At 71.9% G+C, this 14,542-nt stretch carries 5 protein-coding genes; 2 read left to right on the top strand and 3 right to left on the bottom strand.

Going from position 1 to position 14,542, the window contains the following annotated elements; all coding sequences use genetic code 11:
* On the bottom strand, positions 1-10,563 hold a 10,563-nt coding region (locus ACFXPX_RS15430), incomplete at its 3' end, for a hypothetical protein (protein ID WP_380641541.1).
* A gap of 130 nt (positions 10,564-10,693) precedes the next feature.
* Here ACFXPX_RS15430 and ACFXPX_RS15435 point away from each other — a divergent pair.
* A complete protein-coding gene (locus ACFXPX_RS15435; RefSeq protein WP_380641543.1) occupies positions 10,694-10,888 on the top strand; it encodes a hypothetical protein in 195 nt (64 codons plus the stop codon).
* Between the two features lie 853 nt (positions 10,889-11,741).
* Here the strand turns inward: ACFXPX_RS15435 and ACFXPX_RS15440 are convergent.
* Positions 11,742-12,335, bottom strand: coding sequence for a fasciclin domain-containing protein (locus tag ACFXPX_RS15440; RefSeq protein ID WP_380525681.1), 594 nt, complete (start codon positions 12,333-12,335; stop codon positions 11,742-11,744).
* 169 nt (positions 12,336-12,504) lie between these two features.
* Entirely contained in the window at positions 12,505-13,164 is a 660-nt protein-coding gene (locus tag ACFXPX_RS15445; RefSeq protein ID WP_380641545.1) for a TetR-like C-terminal domain-containing protein, read from the bottom strand.
* Positions 13,165-13,276: 112 nt separating this feature from the next.
* Here ACFXPX_RS15445 and ACFXPX_RS15450 point away from each other — a divergent pair, with 112 nt between their 5' ends.
* Positions 13,277-14,494, top strand: coding sequence for an alpha/beta hydrolase family protein (locus ACFXPX_RS15450; RefSeq protein WP_380641547.1), 1,218 nt, complete (start codon positions 13,277-13,279; stop codon positions 14,492-14,494).
* Positions 14,495-14,542 lie beyond the last annotated feature (48 nt).

Here is a 14,542-nt window from a genome sequence, read left to right on the forward strand (position 1 = left end):
GACGCTCACCCGCCACTGGATCTGCTGCCCCGGAACCACCGGATTCGTCAACAGAACCTTCGACACCGACAGATTCGCCTGCGGCGACGGCGAGTTGGTGGGAGACGCCACCGCCGTGTGCGCGGTCGCCGTCGGATCCGGACCGCCCGTCACCACCGCCGTGTTCGTCGGCGTCACCGTCGCGTCCGGCGCCAGCGTCCCGGTGAGCGTCCAGGTCACTGTGCCACCGGCCGCAATCTCCACCGCCGGACAGGTCGCCGTACCGTTCGCGATCGAGCACGCCGTACCGTCCTGCGCACTCATCGACGCGTTCAGCACCCCGTCGGGAATCCGGTCGGTCACGACCACGTTCCGCGCCCGCGAAGGACCATTGTTCGTCACGCTCACCCGCCACTGGATCTGCTGCCCCGGAACCACCGGATTCGTCAACAGAACCTTCGACACCGACAGATTCGCCTGCGGCGACGGCGAGTTCGACGGTGAAGCCACCGCCGTGTGGGTCGGCGTACTCGGGTCCGGACCACCGGTCACGGTCACCGTGTTGGACGGCGTCACCGTCGCATCCGCGCTGAGAGTCCCGGTGAGCGTCCAGGTCACCGTCTGCCCCGCCGGGATCTCCACCGCCGGACACATCGCTACCCCGCCGCTGATCGGGCAATTGGCCCCGTCAGCATCCGCCACCATCGAGGCACCAGTCACCCCGGACGGCACCTGATCGGTCACGACCACGTTCCGCGCCCGCGAAGGACCATTGTTCGTCACGCTCACCCGCCACTGCACCTGCTGACCCGGCACCACCGGGTTCGTCAGCAACACCTTCGACACCGACAGATTCGCCTGCGGCGACGGCGAGTTCGAAGGCGAAGCCACCGCCGTGTGCGAGGACGCCGTCGGATCCGGACCACCCGTCACGGTGACCGAGTTGGTCGGCGTCACCGTCGCATTGGCATCCAGCGTCCCGGACAGCGTCCAGGTCAGCGTCTGCCCCGCCGGGATCTCCACCGCCGGACACGTCGCCGTCCCGCTCGCAATCGGGCACGCCGTACCGTCCTGCGCCACCATCGACGCATTCGACACCCCGGCCGGCACCCGATCCGTCACCACCACATTGCGCGCCCGCGAAGGCCCGTGGTTGGTCACCGTCACCCGCCACTGGATCTGCTGACCCGGCACCACCGGGTCGGTGACCAGCACCTTCGACACCGACAGATTCGCCTGCGGCGACGGCGAGTTGGTGGGCGAGGCGACCGCCGTGTGAGTCGGCGTGCTCGGGTCCGGACCACCCGTGGCCGTCGCCGTGTTCGTCGGGGTGACGACGGCATCGGCAGCGAGCGTCCCGCTCAGCGTGTACGAGGCCATCTGCCCGACCTCCAGCTCGATCGCCGGGCAGCCGGCGACGCCGTTGGTGATCGCGCACCGGGTACCGTCCTCGTCCGAGACCATCATGGCGCCGGTCACGCCGTCCGGGACCCGGTCGGTGACCACGACGTTCCGGGCCCGGGACGGCCCCTGGTTGGTGACGGTCACCCGCCACTGGATCGTCCCACCCGGCACCACCGGGTCGGTGACCAGCACCTTGGCCAGGCTCAGCCGCGCCTGCGGCGAGGGCGAGCCGGTGGGCGAGGCGACCGCCGTGTGGGCCGTCGCGCTCGGGTCCGGTCCGCCGGTCACCACGGCGGTGTTGCCGGGCACCGTCGTCGCGTCCTGGGCGAGGGTGCCGGCGACCGTGTACGTCGCCGACCCGCCGACCGGGATCTCCACCGCCGGACAGGTCGCCACGCCGCCCGAGACCGGGCAGGCCGCGTGCGTCGCGTCCGGCGTCAGCTCGGCGCCGACGACGCCGTCCGGCAGCCGGTCGCTGACCACCACGTTCCGGGCCCGGGACGGCCCGTTGTTGGTCACGCTGATCCGCCACTCGATCCGCTGTCCGGGCACCACCGGGTCGGTCAGCAGCACCTTCGACACCGTCAGGCGGGCCTGCGGCACGACCGTCTCACTGGCCTCCGCGGTCGCCGTGTGGGCCGTCGCCGTCGGATCGGGCCCGCCGGTGACGACGGCGACGTTCGCCGGGGTGCTGGTCGCCGCCGGGTCGAGCGTCCCGGTGACGGTGTAGGACACGGTGGAGCCGGCCGGAATCTCGACGGCGGGGCAGGTCGCCACGCCGTTGTTGATCGGACAGGTCGAACCGTCCGTGTCCGAGGTCATCCCGGGGGCGTTGACCATGGCCGGGATCGTGTCGGTCACGACCACGTTCCGGGCCCGCGAGGGACCGTTGTTGGTCACCGAAACGCGCCACTGGATCTGCTGCCCGGGGACGACCGGGTTGGTCACCAGCACCTTGGCGATGCTCAGGTTCGCCTGCGGCGAGGGCGAGTTCGACGGCGAAGCCACCGCCGTGTGCGCCGTGGCCGAGGGGTCGGGACCACCCGTCACCACCGCCGTGTTCGTCGGCGTCACCGTCGCGTCCTGCATGAGCGTGCCGCTCAGCGTGTACGTCTGCGACTGGCCGACCTCCAGCTCGATCGCCGGGCAGGCGGCCGTCCCGTTCGTGATCGGGCAGACGGTCCCGTCGGCGGCGGTCATGCCCGCACCGCTGACACCGTCCGGCACCCGGTCCGTGACCACGACGTTCCGGGCCCGCGAGGGACCGTTGTTGGTCACCGTCACCCGCCACTGGATCTGCTGCCCGGGCACCACCGGGTTGGTCAGCAGCACCTTCGACACCGCAAGATTCGCCTGCGGCACAGGCGAGTTGGAAGGAGACGCCACCGCCGTTTGGGTGGCAGCCGTCGGGTCCGGACCACCGGTCACGGTCACCGTGTTGGACGGGGTCACCGTCGCGTCCGGGCTGAGGGTCCCGGTGAGCGTCCAGGTCAGCGTCTGCCCGGCCGGGATCTCCACCGCCGGACAGGCCGCCGTCCCGCTCGTGATCGGGCACGCGGTACCGTCCTGCGCCGCCATGGACGCGTTCGACACCCCAGCCGGCACCCGGTCGCTCACCACCACGTTCCGGGCCCGCGAAGGACCGTTGTTCGTGACCGTCACCCGCCACTGGATCTGCTGGCCCGGGACCACCGGGTCAGTGACCAGCACCTTCGAGACCACCAGATTCGCCTGCGGCGAGGGAGAGTTCGAGGAAGTCGCCACCGCCGTGTGGGTCGGCGTACTCGGGTCCGGACCACCCGTCACGGTCGCCGTGTTGGACGGCGTCATCGTCGCGTCCGGGCTGAGGGTCCCGGTGAGCGTCCAGGTCAGCGTCTGCCCGGCCGGGATCTCCACCGCCGGACAGGCCGCCGTCCCGCTCGCGATCGGGCACGCCGTACCGTCCTGCGCACTCATCGACCCGTTCAGCACCCCGTCGGGGATCCGGTCGGTGACGACCACGTTCCGAGCCCGCGAAGGGCCGTTGTTCGTCACGCTCACCCGCCACTGGATCTGCTGGCCCGGCACCACCGGGTCAGTGACCAGCACCTTCGAGACCACCAGATTCGCCTGCGGCGAGGGAGAGTTCGAGGAAGTCGCCACCGCCGTGTGGGTCGGCGTACTCGGGTCCGGACCACCCGTCACGGTCACCGTGTTGCCCGGCGTCAGCGTGGCGTCCTGCGCCAGCGTTCCCGTCAGCGTCCAGGTCGCCGTCTGCCCGACCGGGATCTCCACCGCCGAGCACGTGGCCACACCATTGGCGATCGGGCAGGTGGAACCGTCAGCATCCGCCGCCATCGAGGCACTGTTCACCCCGGACGGGACCTGATCCGTCACCACCACGTTCCGCGCCCGCGAAGGCCCGTTGTTCGTGACCGACACCCGCCACTGGATCTGCTGACCCGGCACCACCGGGTTCGTCAGCAGCACCTTCGACACGGTCAGCTTCGCCTGCGGCGAAGGCGAGTTCGACGGCGAAGCCACCACCGTGTGCGCCGTGGCCGAGGGGTCGGGACCGCCGGTGACCACGGCCGTGTTCGTCGGCGTGCTGGTCGCATTCGCATCGAGCGTGCCGGACAGCGTCCAGGTCGCCGTCTGCCCGACCGGGATCTCCACCGCCGGACACGTAGCCACACCATTGGCAATCTGGCAGATGGAACCGTCGGCATCCGCCTTCATCGACGCACTGTTCACCCCGGACGGGACCTGATCCGTCACCACCACGTTCCGCGCCCGCGAAGGCCCGTTGTTGGTCACGCTCACCCGCCACTGCACCTGCTGGCCCGGCACCACCGGGTCGGTGAGCAACACCTTCGACACCGTCAGCCTCGCCTGCTGCGCGGGCGAGTTCGAGGGAGACGCCACCGCCGTGTGCGCGGTCGCCGTCGGATCCGGACCACCCGTCACCACCGCCGTGTTCGTCGGCGTCACGGTCGCGTCCGGCGCCAGCGTCCCGGTCAGGGTCCAGGTCGCGGACGAGCCCGCGGGGATCTCCACCGCAGGACAGGTCGCCGTCCCGTTCGCGATCGGGCAGGTGGTCCCGTCGGAGGCCGCCATGCTCGGGTCGTTCACACCCGCCGGCACCGCATCCGTGACCACGACGTTCCGCGCCCGCGACGGCCCGTTGTTCGTGACCGTCACCCGCCACTGGATCTGCTGGCCCGGGACCACCGGATCGGTGAGCAGCACCTTCGAGACCGACAGATTCGCCTGCGGCGACGGCGAGTTCGAAGGCGAGGCCACGGCCGTGTGCGCCGTCGCGCTCGGGTCGGGGCCGCCCGTCACCACTGCCGTATTGCCCGGCGTCGACGTCGCGTTGGGGTCGAGGGTGCCGCTGAGGGTCCAGGTCGCCGTCTGCCCCGCCGGAATCTCCACCGCCGGACACGTCGCCACACCATTGGCGATGGGGCAGGTGGAACCGTCGGCGTCCGCCGTCATCGACGCGCCGTTGACACTGGTCGGCACCTGGTCCGTCACCACGACGTTCCGGGCCCGCGAGGGACCGCTGTTGGTCACGCTCACCCGCCACTGGATCTGCTGGCCCGGCACGACCGGGTTCGTCAGCAGCACCTTGCCGATACTCAGCCCGGCCTGCGGGGTCGGCGACGAAGTCGGCGAGGCGACCGCCGTGTGGCTGGTCGCCGTCGGGTCGGGACCGCCGGTCACCGTCACGGAGTTGGTCGGCGTGGTGGTCGCGTTCGGGTCCAGCGTCCCGGAGAGTGTCCAGGTCATCGTCTGGCCGGCCGGGATCTCCACCGCCGGACACGTCGCGACACCGCTGGCGACCGGGCAGGTGGAACCGTCCGAACCCGTCATCGAGGCACCGCTCACCCCAACCGGCACCCGATCGGTCACCACCACATTGCGCGCCCGCGAAGGCCCGTTGTTGGTGACGCTCACCTGCCACTGGATCTGCTGACCCGGCACCACCGGGTTCGTCAGCAGCACCTTCGACACCGACAGATTCGCTTGCGGCAACGGCGAGTTCGACGGCGAAGCCACCGCCGTGTGCGTGGCGGCAGTCGGGTCCGGACCACCCGTGACCGTCACGGTGTTCGACGGCGTCGCCGTCGCATCGGAGGCGAGCGTTCCCGTCAACGTCCAGGTCATCGTCTGCCCTGCCGGAATCTCCACCGCCGGACACGTCGCCACACCACCACTGATCGGGCAGGCGACCCCACCGGCGTCGGCCCGCATCGAGGCGTCGTTCACCCCGGACGGCACCGTATCCGTGACCACGACGTTCCGAGCCCGCGACGGCCCGTTGTTGGTCACCGACACCTGCCACTGGATCTGCTGACCGGGCACCACCGGGTTCGTCAGCAGCGACTTCGACACGGTCAGATTCGCCTGCGGGGAAGGCGAGTTGGACGGAGACGCCACCGCTGTGTGCGTGGACGCCGTCGGGTCCGGGCCACCCGTCACCGTCACCGTATTGCCGGGGGTCGCAGTCGCGTTCGGGTCCAGCGTGCCGGAGAGTGTCCAGGTCATCGTCTGGCCGGCCGGGATCTCCACTGCGGGACACGTCGCGACACCGCTGGCGATCGGGCAGGTGGAGCCGTCAGCATCCGCCTTCATCGAGGCACCGTTCACCCCGGACGGCACCTGATCGGTCACCACCACGTTCCGCGCCCGCGAAGGACCGTTGTTCGTGACGCTCACCTGCCACTGCACCTGCTGACCCGGCACCACCGGGTTCGTCAGCAGCGACTTCGAGACGGTGAGGTTCGCACGAGGCGAGGGCGACGTGCTCGGCGAGGCGACGGCGGTGTGCGCGGTCGCCGTCGGGTCAGGACCGCCCGTGACGACCGCCGTGTTGGTCGGGGTGGTCGTCGCGTTCGCATCCAGCGTGCCGGAGAGCGTCCACGTCATCGTCTGCCCGGCCGGGATCTCCACCGCGGGACACGTCGCGACACCGCTGGCGATCGGGCAGGTGGAACCGTCCGAACCCGTCATCGAAGCACCGCTCACCCCCGACGGCACCTGATCCGTCACCACCACGTTCCGCGCCCGCGAAGGACCGTTGTTCGTGACCGACACCCGCCACTGCACCTGCTGACCCGGAACCACAGGATCCGTGAGCAGCACCTTCGAGACGACGAGCTTCGCCTGAGGCGAAGGCGTCGAGGTCGGCGAAGCGACAGCGGTGTGCGCGGTCGCCGTCGGATCAGGACCGCCCGTCACCACCGCCGTGTTCGTCGGCGTCACGGTCGCATCCGGCGCCAGCGTGCCCGTCAACGTCCAGGTCGCGGACGAGCCCGCAGGGATCTCCACCGCCGGACACGTCGCCGTCCCGTTCGCGATCGGGCAGGCGGTCCCGTCGGAGGCCACCATGCTCGGGTCGTTCACACCCGCCGGCACCGCATCCGTGACCACGACGTTCCGAGCCCGCGAAGGCCCGTTGTTCGTGACCGTCACCCGCCACTGCACCTGCTGGCCCGGCACCACCGGATCGGTGAGCAACGCCTTCGAGACGACGAGCTTGGCCTGCGGCGTCGGCGAGGAGCTCGGCGAGGCGACCGCCGTACGGGCCGTGGCCGCCGGGTCGGGGCCGCCGGTGACGACCGCCGTGTTCGTCGGGGTGGTCGTCGCGTCGGGCGAGAGCGTGCCGGTGAGCGTCCAGGTGAGGGCCTGCCCGGCCGGGATCTCCACAGCGGGGCAGGTCGCAACCCCGCTGCTGACGGGGCAGTTGGCGCCGTCGGCGTCTGCCGTCATCGACGCGCCGTTGACGCTCGCCGGTACCTGGTCGGTGACGACGACGTTCCGGGCGCGCGAGGGCCCGTTGTTGGTGACCGTCACCTGCCACTGGATCTGCTGGCCCGGCACGACCGGGTTCGTCAGCAGCACCTTGCCGATACTCAGCCCGGCCTGCGGCGTGGGCGACGAGGTCGGCGAGGCCACCGCCGTGTGGCTGGACACCGTCGGGTCAGGACCGCCGGTCACCGTCACGGAGTTGGTCGGCGTGGTGGTCGCGTTCGGGTCCAGCGTCCCGGAGAGCGTCCAGGTCATCGTCTGCCCGGCCGGGATCTCCACCGCCGGACACGTCGCCACACCACCACTGATCGCACAGGTGGAACCGTCCGAACCCGCCATCGAAGCACCGCTCACCCCCGACGGCACCTGATCCGTCACCACCACGTTCCGCGCCCGGGACGGACCGTTGTTCGTGACCGACACCCGCCACTGCACCTGCTGCCCAGGCACCACCGGATTCGTGAGCAGCACCTTCGACACGGTCAGATTGGCCTGCGGCGAAGGCGAGTTGGACGGAGACGCCACCGCCGTGTGCGTGGCAGCCGTCGGATCCGGACCACCCGTGACCGTCACCGTGTTCGAAGGCGTCGCCGTCGCATCGGAGGCGAGCGTTCCCGTCAACGTCCAGGTCACCGTCTGACCGGCCGGAATCTCCACCGCCGGACACGTCGCCACACCACCACTGATCGGGCAGGCAGCCCCACTCGCATCGGCCCGCATCGAGGCATCGGCGACACCGGACGGCACCTGGTCCGTCACCACCACGTTCCGGGCCCTCGACGGACCGTTGTTCGTGACGGACACCCGCCACTGCACCTGCTGACCGGGCACCACCGGATTCGTGAGCAGCACCTTCGACACAGTCAGATTGGCCTGCGGCGAAGGCGAGTTGGACGGAGACGCCACCGCCGTGTGCGTGGCAGCCGTCGGATCCGGACCACCCGTCACCGTCACCGTGTTCGAAGGCGTCGCCGTGGCGTTCGGGTCCAGCGTCCCGGAGAGCGTCCACGTCATCGTCTGCCCCGCCGGGATCTCCACCGCAGGACACGTCGCCACACCACCACTGATCGGACAGGTGGAACCGTCCGAACCCGTCATCGACGCACCGCTCACCCCAGCCGGCACCTGATCCGTCACCACCACATTCCGCGCCCGTGAAGGCCCGTTGTTGGTCACCGACACCCGCCACTGCACCTGCTGACCCGGCACCACCGGGCTCGTCAGCAGCACCTTCGAGACGGCCAGGTTCGCCTGCGGCGAAGGCGAGTTGGACGGAGACGCCACCGCCGTGTGCGTGGCAGCCGTCGGATCCGGACCGCCCGTCACCGTCACCGTGTTCGTCGGCGTGGTGGTGGCGTTCGGGTCCAGCGTCCCGGTGAGCGTCCAGTTCAGCGCCTGGCCGGCCGGGATCTCGACCGCCGGGCAGGTGGCGACGCCGTTGGCGATCGGGCAGGTGGTGCCGTTCGGCCCGGTCATGGTGGCGTTGTTGACCCCGGCCGGGATCTGGTCGGCGACCACCACGTTCCGGGCCCGCGACGGACCGGAGTTGAAGACGTTGATCTGCCACTGGATCTGCTGGCCGGGCACCACCGGGCTGGTCACCAGCGACTTGGAGACCTTGAGGCCCGCCTGCGGCGTGGGCGCGGCGGTCGGCGAGGCCACGGCGGTGCGGGTCGAGGCCGACGGGTCGGGCCCGCCCGTCACCGTCACCGTGTTCGTCGGCGTGGTGGTGGCGTTGGGGTCGAGCGTGCCGCTCAGCGTCCAGCTCGCGGACGAGCCCGCCGGGATCTCCACCGCCGGACACGTCGCGACACCACCACTGATCGAGCAGGCGGTCCCGTCCGCGTCGGCCTTCATCGAAGCGCCGCTCACCCCGGCCGGCACCTGGTCGGTCACGACCACGTTCCGCGCCCGCGACGGGCCGTTGTTGGTGACGGTCACCCGCCACTGGATCTGCTGCCCGGGCACCACCGGGCTGGTCAGCAGCGTCTTCGAGATGGTCAGGCCGGCCTGCGGCGTGGGCGTCGCGGTCGGCGAGGCGACCGCGGTGCGCGAGGACGCCGACGGGTCGGGGCCGCCGGTGACGACGGCGGAGTTGGTCGGCGTGGTGGTGGCGTTGGGGTCGAGCGTGCCGCTGAGCGTCCAGCTGGCGGTGCCGTTGACCGGGATCTCGACGGCGGGGCACGTGGCCGTGCCGTTGGCGACCGGGCAGGCGCTGCCGTCCTGGTCGTTGACCATGGCGGCCCCGGTGACCCCGGCCGGGACCTGGTCGGTCACGACGACGTTGCGGGCCCGGGAGGGTCCGTTGTTGGTGACCTTCACCTGCCACTTGACCTGCTGGCCCGGCACCACCGGATTGGTCAGCAGGGTCTTGGAGACGACCAGGTTCGCCTGGTTGCCCGGCGGGATGGGGTTGGCGGTGCTGGTGCACTTCGGCGAGCAGTTCGGGTCGGTGGCGCCGGTGGGCGGGGTGACCGTGGCGCGGTTGTCCAGTGAGCCGTTCGCGTCCGACGGCACCGTGCCGGTGAGCGTGTAGCTCACCTGGCCGCCCGCCAGGACGGTGACCGTCGTGTTGATGTCGCCCGTGCCGGACGCGGTGGCACCACAGCTACTGCCGCTGGAGGCCGTGCACCTCCAGGTGAAGCCCTGGATCGCGTTGGGCAGCTTGTCCGCGACCGAGGTGCCGACGGCGTCCGAGGGGCCGGCGTTCTTCACCACGATGGTGTAGGTCAGCGGCTGCCCGGGCACGTACGGGTTCTTGTCGGGCGTCTTGGTCACCGACAGTCCGGTGGTCACCTGGCCCGGGGTGTCGACGGTGCTGGAGCAGGTCGGTCCGCAGTTCGGGTCCGTCGTGGCGCTGGGGCGGGTGACCGTCGCGGTGTTCGACAGGGTGCCGGTGGTCCCGGACGGGACCGTGCCGGTCACCGTGTACGTCACGGAGTCGTTCACCGCGACCGTCGCCGTCGTGTCGATGCTGCCGGTGCCGCTCGCGTCGCCGCAGCCGCTGCTCCCGGAGCCGGCCGAGCAGGTCCAGGTGAACCCGGACAGCGGGGACGGCAGCGCGTCCCGGACCGCCGCGCCGACGGCGGGTGCCGGGCCGGCGTTGCTGACCACGACGGTGTAGGTGAGGGTCCGGCCCGGGACGTAGGTGGTCGGGGCGGCCGTCTTCCTGATGGACAGGCCGGTCTGCGTCACCCACTCCAGGGTGACCTCGCCGTTGCCGCCGTTGGCGGTGCCGCCGCCGTTGCCGATGCCGGAGCCGTAGAGCGCGTCGCTGCGTCCTGCGGCCAGGCCGCCCTGGCCGTTGGCGGCGCTGTTGGCGCCGGCGGTGGTCTGCGCGTTGGTCACGCCGGTGCCGCCGGTGTAGCCGGAGCCGCCACCGCCCATGCCGTTGAGCTCCAGGGAGCTCGGGCCCTGGCAGGCGCCGCCACCACCGCCGTACAGGCCGCCGCCGCCACCGCCGCCGCCCTCGTTGTTGTTGGGCGCACCGCTGCCGCCGAGGAAGCGGCTGCCCGCCGTGGCGCTGCCGCAGCTGGTCTGGGTGGCGGCCGCGCCGCCGGCGCTCTGGGTGCCGCCACGGCCGGAGCTCGCCGGGCGGTTGTCCTGGCCGCCGGTGGTGCCGCCACCGCCGCCGCCTGCGGGGGTGCCGGTGTCGGCGCCCGGCGAGGAGCCGCCGCCCCCACCGGCGATCAGCAGCGGGGTGCCGCCGTAGGTGCCGTTCCACACGGCGCTCATGCCGCCGCCGCTGGCGCCCGTCGCCAGGCCTCCGCCGGCCCCGCCCCGGCCGCCGGGACCGCCGCCGCCGTACACCGCGGTGGTCCGGTTCATCAGACCGCCCTGACCGGAGGTGACGGTCAGGCTCTGACCGGGCGTCACGGCGATGGTGCCGGTGGTGTAGCCGCCGCCACCGCCGCCGAACTGACCGGTGTAGTAGGCGCTCGGCGAGCCGCCGCCACCACCGCCCCAGAGCCGCGCGTAGACGCTGGTAACACCGGCCGGCACGGTGAAGGTCTGGTCGCCGCCGCTGTAGGTGAACCGGGTGCAGTTGGTGAAGGTGCCGGTCGGCGTGCACGCCACCAGCGCCCGCTGCTCCTCGGACGGCTCCTGGGGCGCGTACGCGGGCGGGGCGGCGGCCAGCGCCAGTCCGCCCTGGGGCAGCAGGCAGAGCAGCGCGAGCACACCACGCATGGCCGTCGAGAACCGACCGCCGAGCAACGACCTCACCGGAGCCATCCGGCGTCTCCTCTCGCGACCGCCCACCCACGACGACGTGGGTGGGCGGACAACAGGACCGTCACGCGAATGCCCGCGTGCGTGGGCAAGAGAATTGCCGAGGTCAACGCCCGGTACGGATGACCTGACATCGTGTCATCGTATTTTCGTGCCGGAATGCCCGCTTTCGGCCCAGCGCCGGACATCGTTCGGCGCAGCGGCCGGACGACGGGCGGACGACGGGCGGACGACGGCAGGACAACGGCGGGACAACGGGCGAACAGGAGCCGGACGGGAGAGCGGAAACGCAAGGCGGGCCAGTCCAGGGGACCGGCCCGCCACGGGAGGGGGTGTCAGCCGAAGGCCGGCACCGTGTCCAGGATCGCCAGCCGGGCGTTGGCCGTCTTGATGCTGCCGCAGAGCACCTGGGCCCCGCCGATGCGGTAGTCCTCGCCGCTGCCGCTGGCCTTGATGACGGCGCCCTGCAGCGAGTTGTACTGCTTGTCCTGGAGGTCGTCCTTGCGCAGGTCGCGGACGACGATGAGCTTGCGGACCAGGTCGCCGGCGCCCTGCTGGGTGCCGAGGGCCTTCTTCTGGTCCTCCGTCAGCTTGGCGAAGGCGGCGTCGTTCGGGGCGAAGACCGTGACGTTCTCCATCGAGTCGAAGATGTCCTTGGCCTTGGCGGTCTTCACCAGCGTGGACAGCTGGGAGAGGTCCTTGGTCTGGTCGATCGCGGTCAGGACGGGCGTGCCGCCCATCGCCTCCAGGCTGCCGGCACCCTGGCCGGGCAGCGCGGCGCACGCCTGACCGAAGGCCTTCTCCGGCGGCGGGGGCGCGACGGCCACCGGGCCCGCGCCGCTGACGCCGGCGCCGCTGCAGCCGGCGAGCGGGGCGAGGACGAACGCCAGGGCCACGAGCATGGCGGGGCGGTGGGTGCGACGGCTCATTGCGGAGCTCCTCCTTGGGGGAACCGGTCGAATCGCGCCGGATGCGCCGATACGCCCCAGATAGTGGCACCACGCCGGGCCGCCTGACGGGAGGTCGGGCCCGTACCGCCCCGCCCGTCACCCGTCCGCCGTCGTGCGGGCGGCCCGCGCCACGCCGCGCCGCACCCCGTCAGGCGCGGAAGGCCGCGAGCAGCTTGTCGGTGAGGCGGTCGAGGTGGTCGGGGGCGGTCGGGGTGTGGACCACGGCGAGGCGCCAGTAGAGCGGGCCGACCAGGAGGTCGAGGGCGATCTCGCGGTCCACGTCGGCGGGGAGCTCGCCGCGGTCGACCGCCCGTTCCAGGAGCTGGGTGGCCCTGCCGCGACGCGCGTCGCGGACGTTGGTGAGCAGGGCCTGGGCCAGTTCGGGGGTGCGGCCGGCCTCGGCGAGCAGGTCGGGGATGATCCGCGCGGGGAGCCGCTGGTTGAGCGCGTCGGCGACCTCGGTGACGAAGGCCAGGACGTCGCCGCGCAGGGTTCCGGTGTCGGCAGGTCCGGACTCGGCGACGGCGACGGCGGAGACCAGGTCGACGGTCATCTCCAGCTTGGAGGCCCAGCGGCGGTAGATGGCCGCCTTGCCCGCGCCGGCGCGCTTGGCCACGGCCTCCAGGGAGAGCCGGGCGTAGCCGACCGCGGCGAGCTCCTCGAAGAACGCTTCGGCGATGGCCTCGGTCACCGAGTCCTGGAGGACGGGCCCGCCGGGCAGCCTGCGTGCGGGGGCGCGGCCAGGGGCAGGGGCGCGGCCGAGGGCGGGGGTCGAGGGCGGGGGCGGGGGCGCGGGGGTGCTGGGCATGCCCCGAACCTACACGAGGCGGAACGGTTGCGTCTCGACTGGGCGAGGTCTATCGTCGACCTCGAAGGCGAGACGAAACCGTTCCGTCTCGACAAACGGTCTGGGGTGCACCATGCAGTTCCTGTACGACGACGAGTCCTTCTCCTTCGAGGCCCTGCGCGCGGCCGGCTTCGCCAACGACGGCGGCGCCGACCTGGGCGAGGTCCTGACCACCCTCCGCAACGTCGCCGCGGGCGACGAGGAGGCCTGGCTGCGCGAGTGGAAGCGGACCGCGCAGCGCGTCCACGCCATCGGCACCGCCGCCCTCGCCGCCGGCCACCGGGTCAGCGCCCGCGAGGCCCTGCTGCGCGCCTCGAACTACTACCGCACCGCCGAGTTCTACCGTCGCGACGACCCCGCCCACGACCCCGAGGTCAAGGCCCTCTCCGCGCTCTCCCGCGAGACCTTCGCCACCGCCGCCGGACTGCTGGACCACCCCGTCGAGGCCGTGCGCATCCCCTACCAGGACACCACCCTCCCCGGGTACCTCTTCCTGGTCGACAACTCCGGCCTCCCCCGCCCGACCGTCGTCTTCACCAGCGGCTTCGACTCCACCCTGGAGGAGGCCTACTTCGTCATCGGCGCGGCCGCACTGCGCCGCGGCTACAACGTGCTGGCCTACGACGGCCCCGGCCAGGGCGCCGTACTGCGCGAGCAGGGGCTCACCTTCCGCCCCGACTGGGAGGCCGTGGTCACCCCGGTGGTCGACTACGCCCTCACCCGCCCGGAGATCGCCCCCGACCGGATCGCCCTGTTCGGCTACAGCCTCGGCGGCTACCTCACCGCCCGCGCCGCCGCTTTCGAACACCGGCTGGCCGCCCTCGTCCTGGACGACGGCCTGTACGACTACCACAACGCCCACACCCGGGTCATGCCGCCGTTCCTCCTGGACTGGGTCGAGAGCGGGCGCGACGACCTCGCCGACCCGGTGCTCGGCCTGATGATGCAAGCGGTCACCCAGCTGCGCTGGGCGCTGCGCAACGGCGTGTGGGCCTTCGGCGCGAGCTCCGCCTCGGACTACATCCGCCGGACCGCCGCCTACACCCTCGACGGCGTAGCCCCGCTCATCGCCTGCCCCACCCTCGTCCTGGATGCCGAGGACGACCAGTTCTTCCGCGGCGAGCCCCAGCGGGTCGCGGCCGCCCTGACCTGCCCGCACACCCTGATCACCCTCCCCGAGTCCGAAGGCGCGGGCGAGCACTGCCACATGGGCGCCATGGCGCGCTTCCAGCAGGTCGCCTTCGACTGGCTCGACACCACCTTCGCCCCGGCCCCCGGCGGCACGGCCTGACCCCGTCGCACCCCGCTCTTGACCTCAAGTCAGCTTGAGGATCGAGAC

This window comes from Kitasatospora sp. NPDC059146 (genome assembly GCF_042786665.1).
In the GTDB taxonomy this organism is placed as follows: domain Bacteria; phylum Actinomycetota; class Actinomycetes; order Streptomycetales; family Streptomycetaceae; genus Kitasatospora.